Raw genomic sequence first — 17,113 nt, 5'->3', positions numbered from 1 at the left:
GGTCGTGGTGGCCCAGGCGCCGGCCCCGCCGGCCCAGCCCACGCTGCGCCCGACGCTGCCGGCCGAGCCGCCGGCGCAGAAGGCCGCCACCCCGCCGGCCGCGCCGGTCGCGAAGGCTCCGGAACCCGAGGCGCCTGCGCCGAAGGCCCCGCCGCCCAAGGCGCCCGAGCCAAAGGCAACCCCGGCGCCCGCCGCCAAGTCGGGTGGCGCGGTCGTGCAGATCGGCGCGGTCTCGTCCACCGCGCTCGCCGACAAGGCCTGGAGCGAGGCCGTCGCCGTCGCGGGCGGCTCCGGCAAGGGCAAGAGCGTCGAGAAGATCGAACGCAACGGCGGCACGCTGTACCGCACCGCGGTCACCGGCTTCGCCAGCCGGGAAGACGCCGTCGCCTTCTGCAACCGCCTGAAGGCCGCCGGGAAGAGCTGCTTCGTCCGGTGAGCGTGTGCGCCGCCATCCTGGGCTGTTCGGGCCCTGAGCTGACCGCGGAAGAGGCGGCGTTCTTCCGCGACGTGCGGCCTTGGGGCTTCATCCTGTTCGGGCGCAACATCGAGACGCCGGACCAGGTGCGTCGGTTGACCGGGTCGCTTCGCGAAACGGTGGGCCGGGCCGACGCCCCGATCCTGATCGACCAGGAGGGCGGCCGGATCCAGCGACTGGGGCCGCCGCACTGGCGGGCGTATCCGACCGGGCGCGCTTATGGCGAGCTGCCGCAACCGCAGCGGCGCGAGATCACCCGCCTGGGCGCCCGGCTCATCGCCCATGACCTGGCCGACCTCGGCATCAACGTGGACTGCGTGCCGGTGCTGGACGTGCCGGACCCGGAGGGCCACGAGATCATCGGCGACCGGGCCTATGGCGACACGCCGGAGGACGTGGCCCTGCTGGGCCGGGCCGCCTGCGAGGGCCTGATCGCCGGCGGCGTTCTGCCGATCGTCAAGCACATCCCCGGCCACGGCCGCGCCCGCGCCGACAGCCACCTGGAGCTGCCGGTGGTGGACGCCTCGTGGGACGAGCTGTACGGCCGCGACTTCGCCCCGTTCCGCGCCCTGTCGGACATGCCGATGGCCATGACCGCCCACGTGATCTACTCGGCCATCGATGCGGAGCAGTCCGCCACCACCTCGGAGGCGGTGTTCGAGAAGGTGATCCGCGGCGCCATCGGTTTTGACGGCCTCGTCATGTGCGACGACCTCTCGATGAAGGCGCTGAGCGGCAGTTTCGAGGAGCGGGCGGCGATGTCGCTGGCCGCCGGCTGCGACGTGGTCCTGCACTGCAACGGCGACTTGGGCGAGATGCGGGCGGTGGTCGAGGGCGCCGGCGAGCTTGCAGGGCGCGCGGCCGAGCGGGCGAGGGCGGCGCTGTCGCGCATCCCCGGGACCCCCGAGCCGCTGGACCACGCCGAGGCGCTGGCGCGCTTCGACGCGGCGTTCAGATGAGCAAGAGCTTCCAGCCCAGCCTGGACTTCGTGGCCGCCGCCAGCGCGGCCGAGGACGGCGAGGCGCTGATCGTCGACGTCGACGGCTACGAAGGCCCGCTGCACGTCCTGCTGACGCTGGCCCGCAGCCAGAAGGTCGATCTGCTGAAACTGTCGATCACCAAGCTGGCCGAACAGTACCTGGCCTTCGTGCAGGAGGCCCGGCGGCGGCGCTTCAGCCTGGCCGCCGACTACCTCGTGATGGCGGCCTGGCTGGCCTATCTGAAGTCGCGCCTGCTGCTGCCGAGACCTGAGAAGACCAAGGGCGAGGAGCCGCCGGCGGAAGAGATCGCCGCCCGCCTGGCCTTCCGCCTCGCCAAGCTGGAGGCCATGCGCAACGCCGCCGAGGCGCTGAAGGCCCGGCCGCAGCTGGGTCAGCAGGTGTTCGCGCGCGGCGATCCTGACGCGATCAAGGTCATCCCCTCCGGCCGCATCGAGGGCGATCTCTATTCGCTGATGAGCGCCTACATCGAGCAGCGTCGGCGCGAGGAGCAGCGGCACTACACGCCGATGGCGCCCAAGGCCTATCCGCTGGAAGACGCCCGCGAGCGCCTGCGTCGGCTGCTGCCGGACCTCGACCGCTGGACGCCGCTCACGGGTGTCGCGCCGTTCGGGCCCAGCGCCGAGAACATGCCGTCGCGGGCGAGCTACGTGGCCTCGACGCTTTCGGCCAGTCTCGAACTCGTCAAGGAAGGCGCGCTCGAAGCCAAGCAGCTCGAGGCCTTCGCCGACATCTACCTGCGGGCGCGTAGTCGGGCGGCGGAGGCGCGCGCATGAGCGACCGCCACGAGACCGCCCGCGAGGTCGAGGCCCTGCTGTTCGCCGCCGCCGGTCCGCTGACCTTGGACGACCTGGCGAAGCGGCTGCCCGAAGGCGCAGACGTGGCGGGCGCCCTCGAAGAGCTGGCCGGGCAGTACGCCGGCCGCGGGGTGGTCTTGGCCAACGTCGCCGGCGGCTGGCGCTTCCAGACCGCCGAGGACCTGGCCTGGCTGATGACCGAGGAGCGCCACGAGCCCCGGCGCCTCTCGAAGGCTGCGCAGGAGACGCTCGCCATCATCGCCTACCACCAGCCGGTGACGCGGGCCGAGATCGAGGCGGTGCGCGGCGTGCAGGCCAGCAAGGGCACGCTCGACGTGCTGCTGGAGCTGGGCCTCGTCCGGATGCGCGGCCGCCGCCGCACGCCGGGGCGGCCGGTGACCTACGGCACGACGGACGCGTTCCTGGAGCACTACGGGCTCGCGAGCCTCGCCGATCTGCCGGGCATGGCCGAGATGCGCGCGGCGGGCCTGCTGAGCCTGGATCTGCCGGCGGACTTCACCGTGCCGAATCCGGCCGAACTGGCCGCCGACGAGGATCCGCTCGACCTCGCCGAGGCGCCCGAGTTCCACGTCGACTTCCTGGGCGAGGACCCCTCGAAGGAGTAGGGCGCTTCGTCGCCGTGGCGCGCCGTCGAACACCGGACTATATAGGCCCCTGACCGTTCCATCGGGGGGCGACAGGGAGTTTAGGCCTCATGGGCTCTTTTTCGATCTGGCACTGGCTGATCGTGCTGGTCGTGGTGGCGCTTCTGTTCGGCGGCCGCGGCCGTCTTTCGGGCATCATGGGCGACGCCGCCAAGGGCATCCGCGCCTTCCGCGATGGCCTGAAGGGCGAGAGCGAGCAGGCCGACGACACGACCGCCAAGCCGCTCCCTAAGGAGCGCGAGAAGGACAACGCCCGCGGCTGACGCCGTCGCGGTATCTGCAATCCGGCGCGCCGGCCCGCTTGATCGCGGCCGGCGCCTCCGTTTAGGCCTCCAGCCATGCTTCCCGAGATCGGCGCATCCGAGCTCCTGATCATCGCCGCCGTGGCGCTGATCGTCGTGGGCCCGAAGGACCTGCCGCTGCTGATGCGGCGGATCGGCCAGTTCATGGCCAAGGTCCGCGGCATGGCCTCGGAATTCCGCGCCAGCTTCGACGACATGGCCCGCCAGTCCGAGCTCGACGACCTGCGAAAGGAGGTCGAGGCCATGCGCCGCGGCCAGCTGTCGGAGATGACGATCACCGACGGGACGTTCAACCAGGCCGCCAGCGACATCGAGCAGAGCCTGTCGGATGTCGGCGTCCAGCTGCATCCGCCGATGAGCTACCAGTACGCCCAGACTTCGGAGCCGCCCGAGCTGGAAGCCCCGGAGCCGGCGGCCGCGCCCGCCAAGCCGGCGCGCAAGCCGCGCGCCGCGAAGACGGCCTCCGCGGAAGGGGCCGCCAAGCCCAAGACGCCGCGCAAGCCGCGCGCGAAGAAGATCGTCGAGGGCGGCGAATGAGCTACCAGGACGACGACGCCGAGATCGAGGCCTCGCGCGCCCCGCTGCTCGACCACCTGATCGAACTGCGCAAGCGGCTGATCATCAGCGTGGCGGCCGTGGTCGTGGGCTTCGTCGTCTGCTTCGGCTTCTCGACGCCGATCTACCAGTTCCTGCTGCATCCCTTCGAGATGGCGGCCCGGCTGTTCGCGGCCCAGCGCGCCGGGCACACGACCGGCCCCTTCGACCTGCTGTTCGTGCTGGTTGGGATGAAGGAGGTCCCGCAGCTGCAGGGCGAGAGCCTGCAGCTGGTGTTCACGGCGCCCCTGGAGTTCTTCTTCACGAAGCTGAAGCTCGCGGGTTTCGGGGCGGTGGTGCTCGCTTTCCCGGTGCTCGCCTGGCAGACCTACGCCTTCGTGGCGCCCGGCCTCTACAAGCGCGAGCGCAAGGCCTTCCTGCCGTTCCTGTTGGCGGCGCCGGCCCTGTTCCTGCTGGGCGCGGCCCTCGTCTATTTCGTGATCCTGCCCTTCGTCCTGTGGTTCTCGCTGAGCCAGCAGATCGTCGGCGCGGGCGCGATCTCGGTGCAGCTGCTCCCGAAGGTCTCGGACTACCTCAGCCTGGTGACGACGCTGCTGCTGGCCTTCGGCCTGTGCTTCCAGCTGCCGGTGGTGCTGACCCTGCTGGGCATGGCGGGGCTCGTGACCTCGCAGATGTTGCGCACCGGCCGGCGCTACGCCATCGTGGGGGTGTTCGTGGTGGCCGCCATCGTCACCCCGCCGGATCCGATCAGCCAAACCCTGCTCGCCCTGCCGATCATCCTGCTCTACGAGATCTCGATCTGGTGCGTGGCCCTGATCGAGCGGCGGCGGCGCGAGGAAGACGAAAGCCGCGACGTCGTTCAGGCCTGATTGGGCCGCCGTCTAACTTGGCGCCTCCGGCGACGCGCTCTAGAGAGGGCCGCTCAAGCGACAAGCGGCCCCCATGCACGACCTGAAAGCGATCCGCGAGAACCCCGACCTCTACGAGACGGCGTGGGCGGCGAAGGGCTCGTCGGGCAAGGTCGCCGAGATCTTGGACCTGGACGCCAAGCTGCGCGCCGCACAGACCACGCTGCAGTCGGCACAGGCCGAGCGCAACGACGCCTCCAAGAAGATCGGCCAGGCCAAGGCCCAGAAGAACGAGGACGAGGCCACGCGCCTGATGGCGCACGTCGAGACCCTCAAGAAGACGCTGGAGGAGCAGGCCGAGGTCGAACGCCAGGCCGGCGAGGCCCTGAAGGCGATTCTCGCGGCGCTGCCCAACATCCCAGCCCCCGATGTGCCCGAAGGCGCCGACGAGCACGACAACGTCGAGGTCCGCCGCTGGGGCGAGCCGCGGGCGATCGCCAGCCCGAAGGACCACGTCGACCTGGGCGAGGCCCTGGGCCTGATGGACTTCGAGGCCGCCGCCCGCATGAGCGGCGCCCGGTTCGTGGTGCTGAAAGGCCAGCTGGCGCGACTGGAGCGGGCGCTCGGCCAATTCATGCTGGACCTGCAGACGCAGGAGCACGGCTACCTTGAGGTGAGCCCGCCGCTGCTGGTGAACGATGCGGCCGCCTACGGCACCGACAAGCTGCCGAAGTTCGCCGAGGACCTGTTTCGCACCACGGATGGCCGATGGCTGATCCCGACGGCGGAGGTCTCGCTGACCAGTGTGGTCATGGACCAGATCGTCGCCGAGGAGGAGCTGCCGCTTCGGCTGACGGCGCTGACTCCCTGTTTCCGCTCCGAGGCGGGCGCCTCTGGCCGCGACACCCGCGGCATGATCCGCCAGCACCAGTTCATCAAGTGCGAGCTGGTCTCGATCACGACGCCCGAGCAGTCCGAAGCCGAACACGAGCGGATGGTGGAATGCGCCGAGGCCGTGCTGAAGCGTCTGGAGCTGCCGTTCCGCACCATGCTGTTGTGCGCCGGCGACATGGGTTTCGGCGCCCGCAAGACCTACGACCTCGAGGTCTGGCTGCCGAGCCAGGGCAAGTACCGCGAGATCAGCTCCTGCTCGAACACCGGCGACTTCCAGGCCCGGCGGATGAACGCCCGCGCCAAGAAGGCCGGCGAGAAGGGCACGCGCTTCGTCCACACCCTGAACGGCTCGGGCCTGGCCGTTGGCCGCACCCTGGTGGCCGTGCTCGAGAACTATCAGGACGAGGGCGGCCGCATCGCCGTTCCCAAGGCCCTGCAGCCCTACATGGGCGGACTGACCCACATCGGCGGCGTCGCATGAGGATCCTGATCACCAACGACGACGGCATCCATGCCGACGGCTTGGCGGCGCTGGAGCGGATCGCCGCGCAGCTGACCGACGACGTCTGGGTCTGCGCGCCCGAGTACGAGCAGTCCGGCGCGAGCCGGGCGCTGACCCTCGCCGAGCCGATCCGCGTGCGCAACCTGGGCGAGCGCCGCTTCGCCACCACGGGCACGCCGACCGACTGCGTGATGCTGGGCATTCACGAGCTGGTGCGGGGCAAGAAGCCCGACCTGGTGCTGTCAGGCGTGAACCGTGGGGCCAACCTCGCCGAGGACGTGACCATGTCAGGCACGGTCGCGGGCGCCATCGAAGGCATGGCGCTGGGCGTGCCCTCCATCGCCCTGTCGCAGATGGGTTTCTATGAACCCGGCGAGAGCTTCGAGCCGGCCGAGGCCTTTGCGCCCGGCATCATCAAGCGCCTCGTGGAGATCGGCTGGCCCGCCGACGTGGTGCTGAACATCAACTTCCCGAACCGGCCGGTGGCGGAGATTTCCGAGGTCGAGGTCACCCGCCAGGGCTTCCGCGACGTGCACGTGCGCCACGCCGAGCGGCGCACCGACCTGCGCGGCAAGGAGTACTACTGGATCGGCTTCCGCCAGGAACGGTCCAGCCCCGCCGAGGGCACCGACCTTCGGGCGCTCTACGAGGGCAAGATCTCGGTCACCCCGCTGCACATCGACCTGACCCATGCGCCCGCGGTCCACGACCTGAAGGGCAAGCTGGGCGGCGCCCCGCCCAAGGTCTGACGATGGCCAAGACGCCCACACCGCCCGGCGACGACACGCCCGAGACCCGGATGGCCCGGCTGATCCTGGCGCTGCGTTCGCAGGGCGTCAGCGACGCGAAGGTGCTCAACGCCATCGAGACCACGCCGCGCGAGCTGTTCACGCCTGAGCTGTTCAAGGAGCGGGCCTTCGAGGATTCGGCCCTGCCGATCGCCTGCGGGCAGACGATCAGCCAGCCGTTCATCGTGGGCCTGATGACCCAGGCGCTGAAGATCGACAAGCGCGACCGGGTGCTCGAGATCGGCACCGGCAGCGGCTACCAGACCGCGATCCTCTCGAAGATCGCCCGGCTGGTGTACACGGTGGAGCGCTACCGCACGCTGATGCGCGAGGCGGAAGGCCGCTTCAAGCAGCTGGGCCTGACCAACGTGATCACCCGCTTCGGCGACGGCGGGGAGGGCTGGCCCGAGCAGGCGCCTTTTGACCGCATTATGGTCACGGCGGCGGCGCCGGGAGAGCCCAAGGCTCTGCTTTCGCAGCTCAAGCCGGGCGGGATCCTGGTCGCGCCCGTGGGCAAGGGGCCGGTGCAGAGCCTTCGCCGCTACACCGGCGACGGCAAGGGCGGCTTCGAGGTCGAGGACCTCATCGACGTCCGTTTCGTGCCGCTCCTGGACGGCGTGGCCAAGGAACTCTGAGCCCGTCCACAGGCTGCGGCGGTTTGCGGGTTGGCGGGGGCGTCGGCCCGCCGCCATCATCCTCGACCACGCCCCGATGATTCTTTGGTCCGACCCCGGAGCGGCGATGACGCATTCCCCTACGCGCCCGATCCTGATCCTCCTGGCGACGAGCGCGCTCGCCGCGTGCGCGAGCCCGAACTTCCCGATCGATCCGCCGGTGATCAACCCGCCGCCGCCCGCACGGCAGGCGCCGCCGCCCGCCGAGCCGCCGCGCGAGGCGGAGCCCGCGCCGCAGGTCCCCCGGGCCGCCGAGCGCGTGGAGTCGCGGCCGCTCGACACCCCGCCCGCGAGCGCGCCGCGCCAGCAGATCGAGCCTGCGCCCCCGGCGGTCCAGCCGCAGCCCGCGCCCGCCTATACGCCGCCGCCGGCGCCGACCTATCGGACGGTCACGACCCGCAGCGTCACCGGCAAGGTGGTCGAGGTCGAAGGGCCGGCGAAGACCTACACGGTCAAGAAGGGCGACAACCTCGAGGAGATCGCCGAGAAGCTCGACACCACGGTCGAGCAGCTGGCCAAGGACAACAAGCTCAAGAAGCCCTACGTCATCCACCCGGGCGACGACCTGAAGGGCCCGAAGACGACGGCCAAGGCCTATACGGTGGGGCAGGGCGACACGCTGTTCGCCATCGCGCGCCGCTTCTCGGTCACGGCCGACGCGCTGCGTGAGGAGAACGATCTCGGCCGGAACGCCACCCTGCGGCCCGGCCAGAAGCTGCGCCTGCCCACGGGCTACAAGGACAAGGGCCCGACGGTGACGACCAGCCGCGTGCAGGTCGACACGCCGCCGCGGATTCCGGAACGGCCGGTGTCGCCGGCCCGTAGCGAACCGCGCGGGACTGCGACACAGCCGCTGCCGCCGATCGGCAGCCAGCCGCCGCGGACCACGGCGCCGGCGCCGGAGACGCCCGTGCGCACCAGTCCGCCGCCGCCGCGGGAGGAGCCTGCGCCTGCGCTGCCGTCGCGGCCGCAGCCGTATCGGCCCAGCGCCTCGACGCCGGCTCCACGACCGTACACGCCGCCCGCCACGTCCTCGGCGAACCGGCCAGTCATCACCGGTGCGCCGGTCGCCTCGCCGCCCGTCAGCGACGCCCAGGTCTCCAGCCTCGGCCGCGGCCGGTTCGTGTGGCCGGTGCAGGGCGAGGTACTGTCGGGCTTCGGACCGAAGGGGCCCAGTCAGCGCAACGACGGCATCAACATCCGCGGAGCCGCCGGCGACCCGGTCCGCGCGGCCGCGGCCGGCGACGTGGTCTACGCCGGCGACCAGGTGCCGGGCTTCGGCAACCTGGTGCTGGTCAAGCACGCGGACGGCTGGGTGACCGCCTATGGACACCTCTCCCGCATCGACGTGAAGATGCAGCAGCGCGTCACCCAGGGGCAGCAGATCGGGCAGGTCGGCCAGACCGGCGGCGTCAGCGAGCCGCAGCTGCACTTCGAGGTCCGCTATGCGCCGACGCCCGAAGAGCGGGCGCGGCCGATCGACCCGGCCTTGGTCCTGCCGCGCTAGAGCGGCAGGGGCTTGCCCAACTCGCCGGCGAGGTCGCGGATGAACTGCCAGGCGACCCGGCCCGAGCGTCCGCCGCGCAGCTGGGCCCACTGCAGCGCGCGACGGTCCAGGTCGGGCGCCTGCAGGCCGTAGCGCTGGGCGTAGCCCTGCACTGCAGCGAGGTAGGTCGGCTGGTCCATGGGCGGGAAGCCGATCCAAAGGCCGAAGCGGTCCGAGACGCTGACCTCCTCCTCGGCGTCCTCATGAGCCGCGAGATGACCGCGGTCCTCCACATGCCCGCGCGGCATCAGGTGGCGGCGGTTCGAGGTCGCGGTGAACAGCACATTGGCCGGCGGGCCCGAGACGCCGCCCTCCAGGGCTGATTTCAGGGCCTTGGCGGCGGCCGCGCCTTCCTCGAACGACAGATCGTCGCACAGCACGACGAACCGCTCGGGCCGGGCGCGCAGGTCGTCGAACAGGGCGGGCAGGGCTGTGACCTGGTCGCGGTCCACCTCGACCAGCTTCAGGTCGGCGCGCTCGGCGGCCACGGCCATGAAGGCGGCCTTGGCGATCGAGCTCTTGCCCGTGCCGCGGACGCCCCACAGCAGGACGTGGTTGTAGGGCAGGCCGCCGGCGAACCGGCGCAGGTTCTCGACCACCTTCTCCTTCTGGCGGTCGATGCCGACGAGGCTCTCCAGGGCCAGCGGATAATCCGGCGCGGGATGGAAGGCGCCGGTGGCCGGATCGTGCCGGAACAGCCGCGCGCCGGCGAACGAAGTTTCGGCCGCCGCAGGCGGGGCAAGGCGCTCCAGCGCCTGGGCGATGCGGTCCAGCAGGGGTTTCAGCTCGGCGTCCATCGCGAGGTGCCTTAGCCGCCCAGAGGTTCCATTGCAAAAGCGGGGCGCTGCGCATAGCTTCCGCCGACTTTACGAACGGGGCCGTCCTGGGGCCGCCCCGCCCGCTATTCCGGAGAGGCCATGTTCGCCACCCCTGCCTACGCCCAAGCCGCCGGCGGCGCCGCCGCAGGCCCTGAGGCCATGCTGGTCCAGTTCCTGCCGCTGATCGCGCTGGTCGTCCTGTTCTACTTCCTGATGATCCGGCCGCAGCAGAAGCGGATGAAGCAGCACCAGCAGATGCTGGCGAACCTGAAGCGCGGCGACACCGTCGTCCTGTCGTCGGGCGTGATCGGCAAGATCGTGCGCGTCGAGGACAAGGAAGTCGGCCTCGAGATCGCCCCGGGCGTCACCGCCAAGGTCGTCAAGACGATGATCGCCGACGTCCGCGCGCGCGGCGAGCCGGCCGCCGCCAACGACGCCAAGGCCTAAGAGCGAAACCGCCTTCCGATGCTGACCCTCTCGCGCTGGAAGGTTCTCCTCGTCGTCTTTTCGGTCGTGCTCGGCGTGCTCTTCGCGCTGCCGAACGTGCTGCCGGAACAGGCGCGGGCGAACCTGCCGGGCTTCCTCCCGAAGAAGACCCTCAACCTCGGCCTGGACCTCCAGGGCGGCTCGTACCTGCTGCTCGAGGTGGACACCGCCGCTCTGCGGGCCGAGCGCCTGACCAATACGGTCGAGGACACCCGCACGACGCTGCGCGAAGCCCAGATCGCCTTCACCGACCTGGGTGTGACCGGCGGCGCGGTGACGGTCCGCATCACCGATCCCCGACAGGTGCAGGAAGCCACGCGCCTGCTGCGCAACACTCTGGGCGCGCCGCTGGCCGGCACGACCGGCGGCCGCGACGTGACCGTCTCGACCCAGCCCGACCAGCGCATCCGGATCGCCTTCGTGGCCGAGGCCCAACAGGCGGAAGCCTCCCGCGCCGTCGAGCAGTCCATCGAGATCATCCGCCGCCGGATCGACGAGCTTGGCACGCGTGAACCCACCATCGTCCGTCAGGGCTCGGACCGCATCGTGGTCCAGGCCCCGGGCGAGAGCGACCCCGAGCGGCTGAAGAACGTCATCGGCCAGACCGCCAAACTGACGTTCCAGATGGTGGACGAATCGGCCAGCCCGGCCGAGGCCGCCGCCGGCCGCGTGCCGCCGGGCTCGGAACTGCTGCCCTACGAGGACGGCGAGACCCCGACCATCGTCGTGAAGCGCCGCGCGGTGGTCACCGGCGAGATGCTGACCACGGCCAACGCCGCCTTCCACCCCGACACCGGCCAGCCGATCGTCGAATTCCGCTTCAACGGCCAGGGCGCCCGCCGCTTCGGCGACGCCACGACCCAGAACGTCGGCAAGCGCTTCGCCATCGTGCTCGACAAGAAAGTGATCTCGGCGCCGGTCATCAACACCGCCATCACCGGCGGCTCCGGCTACATCGAGGGCAACTTCACGTCCGAGAGCGCCAACGACCTCGCGGTCCTGCTGCGCGCCGGCGCCCTGCCGGCCCCGCTGAACGTGGAGGAGCAGCGCACGGTCAGCGCGGAACTCGGCGCCGACGCCATCAAGGCGGGGCAGGTCTCCACGCTGGTGGCCTTCGTCGCCATCATCGGCTTCATGCTGCTGGCGTACGGCTTCATCTTCGGCGGGATCTCGGTCGTCGCGCTGCTGGTGAACGGCCTCCTGATCATCGCGGCCATGAGCCTGACGCAGGCGACGCTGACGCTGCCCGGCATCGCCGGCCTGATCCTGACGCTCGCCGTCGCCGTCGACGCCAATGTGCTGATCTACGAGCGGATGCGGGACGAGGTGCGCGCCGGCCGCCCGGTGATCTCGGCCATGGACGCGGGCTTCTCGCGGGCCATGAGCACGATCATCGACGCCAACCTGACGACGCTGCTGGCCGCGGTGCTGATGTTCCAGTTCGGCGCGGGCCCCGTGAAGGGCTTTGCCTGGACGCTCTCCATCGGCGTCCTCACCTCGGTGTTCACCGCCGTCCTCATCACCCAGGTGCTCCTGGCCTTGTGGTATCGCACCACCCGGCCGAAGACCCTGCCGATCGCGTAAGGAGGGCCTGACCCATGTGGCCCCTGATCAAGCTGCTCCCGGTGAAGACGAACTTCCGGTTTGTCGCCTTCGCCAAGATCGCCGCGGTGATCTCGATCCTCGGCGTGCTGGCCTCGCTGGGCCGGGCGCTGATTCCGTTCGAGCCGCCCTGCGGCGGCCTGAACTGCGGCATCGACTTCACCGGCGGCACCGTCATCGAGCTGTCCACCGCGCCCAAGCAGGTGGACCTCGCGGCCGCCCGCGCGGCGGTGACCCAGCTCGGCCTGGGCGACCCGCAGGTGCAGGGCTTCGGCGACGGCACGGCCGCCATGGTGCGCTACCAGCCGCCCGCCGGCGCCAACGTCGACCAGGTCGCGAACCAGGTCGAGGCCGCCCTGACCCAGGCGCTGGGGCAGGTGACCTTCGACTCGCCCGATGTCGTGGGCGCCAAGGTCTCGGGCGAGCTCTTCCAGAGCGGCCTCATGGCGCTGGGCCTCGCCATCCTCTTGATGCTCGTCTACATCTGGTTCCGGTTCGAGCTGCAGTTCGGCATCGGCGCCGTCGTGGCGCTGTTCCACGACGTGATCCTCACCTTCGGGATCATCGCCTTCTTCCGCCTCGAGTTCAGCCTGACGACCGTCGCCGCCATCCTGACCGTCATCGGCTATTCGATGAACGACACCGTCGTGGTGTTCGACCGCCTCCGCGAAAACCTGCGCAAGTACAAGCGCATGCCGCTGCGCGAGATCATCGATCTGTCGATCAACGAGACGCTATCGCGGACGGTGATCACCGGTGTGACCGCCATCCTGGCGCTGGCCGGCCTCGCCGTGTTCGGCGGCGCGACGCTGTTCGGGATGTCGATGGTGCTGATCTTCGGCATCATCATCGGCACCTATTCTTCGATCTACGTGGCCGCGCCGGTGATCCTGCTGTGGGGCGTGAAGCGGGGGGAGGCCGAGGCCGAGCCGCTGCAGCCCGCCGACGTCCGGCCCTAGGGCCCGCGCTATGGCCCGCAACGCGCCCACGATCGACGCCTATGGCGACGGCGGGTTCCGCCTCGCCGGCGAGCGGCGCGAGGGCTCGGTGCTGATCCTGGGCGACGAAGCCCAGCCCTGGCCGGTGGCGAGCCTGGCCGACCTCACGGTCGAAAGCCTGTCGCCGGTGCTCCAGGCCGGCCGCGCCGAGGTGGAATTCCTGCTGTTGGGTGTCGGCGTCCGCAACGCCCAGCCCCCGCGCGAGGTGCGCGAGGTGTTGCGCGCCGCAGGCATCGGGCTCGAGTTCATGGACACGCCGGCGGCCGCCCGGCTCTACAACGTGCTGACCGCCGAGGGGCGACGTCTGGCCGCTGCTCTGATCGCGGTCTGACCACCTCCCGAAGCGTCACCTTCCAGGCTGCGGCGAAACGCCCTATACGAGTCTCCCTAAAGGGAAGGATTCAGAGGGCATCCCATGGCTGGACTACTCGCGAATTTCCGCAACACCGTCATCGTCAGCGTGCTGCTGGCGCTGGTCATGATCTTCGCCTATTCGCAGAGCCCGCACGGAGTCGACGCGGCCTTCTGGCAGGCGGTCTTCCGGTGGCTGCACACGTTCTTCGGCATCCTGTGGATCGGGCTGCTGTACTACTTCAACTTCGTCCAGATCCGGAAAATGCCGGACATCCCGGCCGAGCTGAAGCCGGCGGTCTCGAAGTACATCGCGCCTGAGGCGCTGTTCTGGTTCCGCTGGGCCGCGGTCCTGACGGTGCTGATGGGCCTGGCGATCGCCTACGCCCGCGGCGTCGATTACGCGCATGAGACCCTGACGCTGGGCCTGTTCAACGGCTACGACGCGGCGGCCGACCGGGGCTTCACCCTGCTGGGCCTCGCCGTGTGGCTGGCGATCATCATGGCGATCAACGTCTGGGTGTTCATCTGGCCGAACCAGAAGATCGCCCTGGGCATCGTGGAAGGCGACGCCGACGCCAAGGCCAAGGCCGGCCGTACGGCGATGCTCTTCTCGCGTACGAACATGCTGCTCTCCATCCCCATGCTGACCGGCATGACGATGACGCAGACCCTGTTCGGCTGACACGCCTGACGATCTCTGCGAGAAGGCCCGCCCGACCGGCGGGCCTTTTTCGTATCCGATGACAGATGACCTCGACGACCTGATCCGGCGCACCGACCCGGACCGCTGGCTCTCCAGCCGCTTCATCGGCGACGCCCAGGCCCGCGCCGACGTGATCGCCATCTACGCCTACGACCACGAACTGGCGCGCGCGCCCAAGGTCGCCTCGAACCCCCTGCTGGGCGAGATCCGCCTGACCTGGTGGGGAGAGGTGCTGGACGAGGTGTTCGAGGGCCGCGCTGTCCGCCGCCATCCGACGGCCCAGGCGCTGGCGGAGGTAGTCCGCCGCCGCGGCCTGCCGCGCGAACCGCTCGCGGCGATGATCGACGCCCGCTACCGGGAGCTGGACGCCACGCCCATGACTGAGGCCGAAGCGCTGGAGTGGGCCCGCGACACCGGCGGCCGCGCAGCCGAGCTCGCCGTGCGCATCCTCGACCCCGCCCAGGACCCCGACCAGGCTGTCGCCGCCGGCGCGGCGTGGGCGCTGCTGCGCAAAGGCCTGACGGTCCAGGGGACGGTCGAGGCCCGCGCAGGGGCGCGGCGGCTCAGCGCGGCGGCGTTCCCCGCGGTGGCCCACGCCGCATTCGCCATTCGGCCGGCGCGATCCGACCTCGCCCGCCGCGTGCGTCTGATATGGGCCGTGGCCCGCGGCCGGCTCTAGCTACTCCGCCGCAAGCGCCCGCGCGCCGGCGAGCCATGCGTCGATGTCGGCCAGCGCCCGTTCGCCCACCAGCCGCTTCTTGATGCGGGTCTTTTCCTTGGCGCCCAGCCGAAGGCCCTCCTCGTCGCGCTTCGGGGGCGCGATGGGGGGGATCAGACCGTAGTTGATGTTCATCGGCTGGAACGAGCCCTTGCCGCCTTCCAGGTGGCCGCCGGTGATGTGGCCGATCAGCCCGCCCATGGCCGTGGTGGCGGGCGGCGGCACGGCCGCCCTGCCCAGGCGCTCGGCCGCGGCGAAGCGGCCCGCCAGCAGGCCAACGGCGGCGCTCTCCACATAGCCTTCGACGCCGGTGACCTGGCCCGCGAACCGCAGCCGCGGCTGGGCCTTCAGGCGCAGGGTGTCGTCCAGCAAACGGGGGCTGTTGATGAAGGTGTTGCGGTGCAGGCCGCCCAGTCGCGCGAACACCGCCTTCTCCAGGCCCGGGATCATGCGGAAGACCTCGGTCTGGGCGCCGTGCTTCAGCTTGGTCTGGAAGCCCACCATGTTCCACAGCGTGCCCAGCGCATTGTCCTGGCGCAGCTGGACGACGGCGTAGGGCTTGTCTTCGGGTCTGTGAGCGTTGGTCAGGCCCACCGGCTTCATCGGGCCGTGCCGCAGGGTCTCGCGGCCGCGCTCGGCCATCACCTCGATCGGCAGGCAGCCGTCGAAATAGGGCACGTGCTCCCAGTCCTTGAACTCGGACTTGGGGCTCGAGAGCAGGGCGTCGATGAAGGCCTCGTACTGGGCCTGGTCCATCGGGCAGTTGATGTAGGCGGCCGCGTCGCCGCCGGGGCCTTCTTTGTCGTAGCGCGACTGGCGCCAGGCCACGTCCATGTCGATGGACTCGAAGTGCACGATGGGGGCGATGGCGTCGAAGAACGACAGCTGGTCCTCGCCGGTCAGCTTCAGGATCGCGTCGGCCAGGGCCGGCGAGGTGAGGGGGCCGGTGGCCAGGATGACGCTGTCCCAGTCCTGCGGCGGCAGGCCCGCGATCTCCTCGCGGGCGATGGTGACCAGCGGATGGGCCTGGAGGCGCTCGGTGACGGCGCGGGAGAACCCCTCGCGGTCCACCGCCAGGGCGCCGCCGGCGGGCACCTGGTGGGCGTCGCCACAGGCCATGATGATCGAGCCCAGCTTGCGCATCTCGGCGTGCAGCAGCCCGACCGCGTTCCCGGTCCAGTCGTCGGCCCGGAACGAGTTGGAACAGACCAGCTCGGCCAGCTGATCGGTGTGGTGCGCGTCGGTTCCGCGGACCGGCCGCATCTCGTGAAGCACGACGGGCACGCCCGCCTGGGCGAGCTGCCAGGTGGCTTCCGAGCCGGCGAGGCCGCCGCCCACGACATGAACTGGGGTCATCGACATGGCCGCTACCTAGCAACGAACGCGGCCGACCGCGAGCGGGGCCTTGCGCGCGAGGCGCCCGAGGCGGCACTTTGCGCGTTGTTGAAGGCCGGTCCGAATCGGCAATGAAGCTGTCGGGCCAAGGGACGAGAATGGCTGGATTTTCGCCGAGCGACGCGGCGCTGGAAGGTTTTCGACTGATACGCCGGCGGCCCGGCACGCTGCTGGCGTGGAGCGGGATCTATTTCGCCAGCGTGCTGGTCATCGGCGTGGCCATGATGCTCAGCATGGGGCCCCGCTTCATCGACATGCTGAAGAAGGGCCAGCTGGTCAGCAACGACCCCGAGGCCTTCGCCGTCCTGCTGGAGCAGTCCTGGCCCGCCTTCCTGGTCGTGCTGCTGATGACCGCCCTGCTGATGTCGGTGATCATGGGCGGCATCTTCCGCCTGGTGCTCGGACGCGACGAGAAGGGCCTGGCGCACCTCCGGCTGGGGCCCGACGAACTGCGGATGTCGGCGGTCAACCTGGGCCTGGTCGGCATCGGCATGGCCTTCCTGGTGTTCGGCCTGCTGGTCACCCGGGTGGCGGCGACGCAGGGCGGACTGCTCGGCTTCCTGGTCGGCCTGGCCGTGCTGTTCCTGACGATCTGGGTCGGCGTGCGCCTCTGCCTCGTGACCCCAATGACGTTCGACACCGGCCGGGTGGCGTTCCGCTCGGCGTGGCGGCTGACGCGCGGCCGGTTCTGGCCGCTGCTCGGCATGATCGTGCTGGCGGTGATCTTCTATGTGATGGTCTGGATCGTGGCGGCGGTCCTCGCCGTGATCGTGGTCGCCCTTGCGGGCGGGGAGCAGGCGATCGAAGACGTCGGCGCGCTGTCGATCGTGGCCGGCATCGCCGCGCTCGTGACCATCGTCATGCAGGCGCTGCTGCAGGTGCTGCAGATCGTGATGATCTACGGCCCGTTCGCGGTCGCCTATCGCCAGATCACCGGCGAGGGCGGGGCCGAGGGCGCGGCGGCCGCCTAGGCGGCCGCGCTGGGCCGGGCCGAG

The 17,113-nt window shown here is 70.5% G+C and carries 20 protein-coding genes; 18 read left to right on the top strand and 2 right to left on the bottom strand.

From position 1 onward, the window contains the following. From RIF93_RS10815 to RIF93_RS10765, 11 genes are all read left to right on the top strand, one after another. A partial coding sequence (locus tag RIF93_RS10815) for an SPOR domain-containing protein (protein ID WP_309091192.1) occupies positions 1–436 on the top strand: 436 nt, incomplete at its 5' end. Continuing rightward, positions 433–1,434, top strand: coding sequence for a beta-N-acetylhexosaminidase (gene nagZ / locus RIF93_RS10810; protein WP_309091190.1), 1,002 nt, complete (start codon positions 433–435; stop codon positions 1,432–1,434). The genes RIF93_RS10815 and nagZ, both read left to right, overlap by 4 nt. Beyond that, entirely contained in the window at positions 1,431–2,249 is an 819-nt protein-coding gene (locus RIF93_RS10805; RefSeq protein WP_309091188.1) for a ScpA family protein, read from the top strand. The genes nagZ and RIF93_RS10805 overlap by 4 nt, the downstream gene beginning before the upstream one ends. Further along, positions 2,246–2,896: an SMC-Scp complex subunit ScpB gene (gene scpB / locus RIF93_RS10800; protein WP_309091186.1), complete on the top strand. Its 651-nt coding sequence runs from the start codon at positions 2,246–2,248 to the stop codon at positions 2,894–2,896. The genes RIF93_RS10805 and scpB overlap by 4 nt, the downstream gene beginning before the upstream one ends. Before the next feature lie 89 nt (positions 2,897–2,985). After that, positions 2,986–3,198 carry a twin-arginine translocase TatA/TatE family subunit gene (locus RIF93_RS10795; RefSeq protein WP_309091184.1) on the top strand — a complete coding sequence of 71 codons (213 nt, stop codon included), beginning with the start codon at positions 2,986–2,988 and terminating at the stop codon, positions 3,196–3,198. Between the two features lie 75 nt (positions 3,199–3,273). Then, entirely contained in the window at positions 3,274–3,774 is a 501-nt protein-coding gene (gene tatB, locus RIF93_RS10790) for a Sec-independent protein translocase protein TatB (protein WP_309091182.1), read from the top strand. Further along, positions 3,771–4,661, top strand: a complete 891-nt coding sequence (gene tatC, locus RIF93_RS10785; RefSeq protein ID WP_309091180.1) for a twin-arginine translocase subunit TatC — start codon at positions 3,771–3,773, stop codon at positions 4,659–4,661. Before tatB ends, tatC begins: the two co-directional genes overlap by 4 nt. A 73-nt stretch (positions 4,662–4,734) precedes the next feature. Further along, positions 4,735–6,015 (top strand): serine--tRNA ligase, encoded by a 1,281-nt coding sequence (gene serS / locus RIF93_RS10780; protein ID WP_309091178.1) that lies wholly within the window; start codon positions 4,735–4,737, stop codon positions 6,013–6,015. Further along, a complete protein-coding gene (gene surE / locus RIF93_RS10775) occupies positions 6,012–6,785 on the top strand; it encodes a 5'/3'-nucleotidase SurE (protein ID WP_309091177.1) in 774 nt (257 codons plus the stop codon). The genes serS and surE overlap by 4 nt, the downstream gene beginning before the upstream one ends. 50 nt (positions 6,786–6,835) lie before the next feature. Beyond that, a complete protein-coding gene (locus RIF93_RS10770; RefSeq protein WP_309091194.1) occupies positions 6,836–7,459 on the top strand; it encodes a protein-L-isoaspartate(D-aspartate) O-methyltransferase in 624 nt (207 codons plus the stop codon). A 106-nt stretch (positions 7,460–7,565) separates the two neighbouring features. Beyond that, a complete protein-coding gene (locus RIF93_RS10765; RefSeq protein WP_309091175.1) occupies positions 7,566–9,005 on the top strand; it encodes a peptidoglycan DD-metalloendopeptidase family protein in 1,440 nt (479 codons plus the stop codon). Here the strand turns inward: RIF93_RS10765 and RIF93_RS10760 are convergent. Beyond that, positions 9,002–9,841 (bottom strand): ATP-binding protein, encoded by an 840-nt coding sequence (locus tag RIF93_RS10760; protein ID WP_309091173.1) that lies wholly within the window; start codon positions 9,839–9,841, stop codon positions 9,002–9,004. The two genes, RIF93_RS10765 and RIF93_RS10760, sit on opposite strands and share 4 nt — an antisense overlap. 120 nt (positions 9,842–9,961) lie before the next feature. Between RIF93_RS10760 and yajC the strand changes: the two genes are divergently transcribed. From yajC to RIF93_RS10730, 6 genes are all read left to right on the top strand, one after another. Further along, positions 9,962–10,309 carry a preprotein translocase subunit YajC gene (gene yajC / locus RIF93_RS10755; protein ID WP_309091171.1) on the top strand — a complete coding sequence of 116 codons (348 nt, stop codon included), beginning with the start codon at positions 9,962–9,964 and terminating at the stop codon, positions 10,307–10,309. 18 nt (positions 10,310–10,327) lie between these two features. Continuing rightward, positions 10,328–11,932, top strand: coding sequence for a protein translocase subunit SecD (gene secD, locus RIF93_RS10750; protein WP_309091169.1), 1,605 nt, complete (start codon positions 10,328–10,330; stop codon positions 11,930–11,932). A gap of 14 nt (positions 11,933–11,946) precedes the next feature. Beyond that, positions 11,947–12,909, top strand: a complete 963-nt coding sequence (secF, locus tag RIF93_RS10745) for a protein translocase subunit SecF (protein ID WP_309091167.1) — start codon at positions 11,947–11,949, stop codon at positions 12,907–12,909. Positions 12,910–12,919: 10 nt separating this feature from the next. After that, complete coding sequence (locus RIF93_RS10740) at positions 12,920–13,279, top strand: Mth938-like domain-containing protein (RefSeq protein WP_309091165.1); 360 nt, start codon at positions 12,920–12,922, stop codon at positions 13,277–13,279. An 84-nt stretch (positions 13,280–13,363) separates the two neighbouring features. Further along, the gene (locus RIF93_RS10735) at positions 13,364–13,984 is read left to right on the top strand and encodes a hypothetical protein (RefSeq protein WP_309091163.1); all 621 of its coding nucleotides are present in this window, start codon (positions 13,364–13,366) and stop codon (positions 13,982–13,984) included. A gap of 58 nt (positions 13,985–14,042) precedes the next feature. Continuing rightward, a complete protein-coding gene (locus tag RIF93_RS10730; RefSeq protein WP_309091161.1) occupies positions 14,043–14,684 on the top strand; it encodes a squalene/phytoene synthase family protein in 642 nt (213 codons plus the stop codon). Here RIF93_RS10730 and trmFO read toward each other — a convergent pair whose 3' ends face one another. Continuing rightward, positions 14,685–16,085, bottom strand: a complete 1,401-nt coding sequence (gene trmFO / locus RIF93_RS10725; RefSeq protein ID WP_309091159.1) for a methylenetetrahydrofolate--tRNA-(uracil(54)-C(5))-methyltransferase (FADH(2)-oxidizing) TrmFO — start codon at positions 16,083–16,085, stop codon at positions 14,685–14,687. 131 nt (positions 16,086–16,216) lie between these two features. Between trmFO and RIF93_RS10720 the strand changes: the two genes are divergently transcribed. Continuing rightward, positions 16,217–17,089 carry a hypothetical protein gene (locus RIF93_RS10720; RefSeq protein WP_309091157.1) on the top strand — a complete coding sequence of 291 codons (873 nt, stop codon included), beginning with the start codon at positions 16,217–16,219 and terminating at the stop codon, positions 17,087–17,089. The last annotated feature ends 24 nt before the right edge of the window (positions 17,090–17,113 follow it).

Source organism: Phenylobacterium sp. (assembly GCF_031181185.1).
Classification (GTDB): domain Bacteria; phylum Pseudomonadota; class Alphaproteobacteria; order Caulobacterales; family Caulobacteraceae; genus Phenylobacterium.
Note: the sequence above shows the minus strand (reverse complement) of the source record. Positions and strands in the feature narration are given on the sequence as shown.

Coding starts and splice junctions, on each gene's coding strand:
- RIF93_RS10805 (WP_309091188.1), top strand. CDS start 1,431: ATGAGCAAGAGCTTCCAGCCCAGCCTGGACTTCGTGGCCGCCGCCAGC.
- scpB (WP_309091186.1), top strand. CDS start 2,246: ATGAGCGACCGCCACGAGACCGCCCGCGAGGTCGAGGCCCTGCTGTTC.
- RIF93_RS10795 (WP_309091184.1), top strand. CDS start 2,986: ATGGGCTCTTTTTCGATCTGGCACTGGCTGATCGTGCTGGTCGTGGTG.
- tatB (WP_309091182.1), top strand. CDS start 3,274: ATGCTTCCCGAGATCGGCGCATCCGAGCTCCTGATCATCGCCGCCGTG.
- tatC (WP_309091180.1), top strand. CDS start 3,771: ATGAGCTACCAGGACGACGACGCCGAGATCGAGGCCTCGCGCGCCCCG.
- serS (WP_309091178.1), top strand. CDS start 4,735: ATGCACGACCTGAAAGCGATCCGCGAGAACCCCGACCTCTACGAGACG.
- surE (WP_309091177.1), top strand. CDS start 6,012: ATGAGGATCCTGATCACCAACGACGACGGCATCCATGCCGACGGCTTG.
- RIF93_RS10770 (WP_309091194.1), top strand. CDS start 6,836: ATGGCCCGGCTGATCCTGGCGCTGCGTTCGCAGGGCGTCAGCGACGCG.
- RIF93_RS10765 (WP_309091175.1), top strand. CDS start 7,566: ATGACGCATTCCCCTACGCGCCCGATCCTGATCCTCCTGGCGACGAGC.
- RIF93_RS10760 (WP_309091173.1), bottom strand. CDS start 9,841: ATGGACGCCGAGCTGAAACCCCTGCTGGACCGCATCGCCCAGGCGCTG.
- yajC (WP_309091171.1), top strand. CDS start 9,962: ATGTTCGCCACCCCTGCCTACGCCCAAGCCGCCGGCGGCGCCGCCGCA.
- secD (WP_309091169.1), top strand. CDS start 10,328: ATGCTGACCCTCTCGCGCTGGAAGGTTCTCCTCGTCGTCTTTTCGGTC.
- secF (WP_309091167.1), top strand. CDS start 11,947: ATGTGGCCCCTGATCAAGCTGCTCCCGGTGAAGACGAACTTCCGGTTT.
- RIF93_RS10740 (WP_309091165.1), top strand. CDS start 12,920: ATGGCCCGCAACGCGCCCACGATCGACGCCTATGGCGACGGCGGGTTC.
- RIF93_RS10735 (WP_309091163.1), top strand. CDS start 13,364: ATGGCTGGACTACTCGCGAATTTCCGCAACACCGTCATCGTCAGCGTG.
- RIF93_RS10730 (WP_309091161.1), top strand. CDS start 14,043: ATGACAGATGACCTCGACGACCTGATCCGGCGCACCGACCCGGACCGC.
- trmFO (WP_309091159.1), bottom strand. CDS start 16,085: ATGTCGATGACCCCAGTTCATGTCGTGGGCGGCGGCCTCGCCGGCTCG.
- RIF93_RS10720 (WP_309091157.1), top strand. CDS start 16,217: ATGGCTGGATTTTCGCCGAGCGACGCGGCGCTGGAAGGTTTTCGACTG.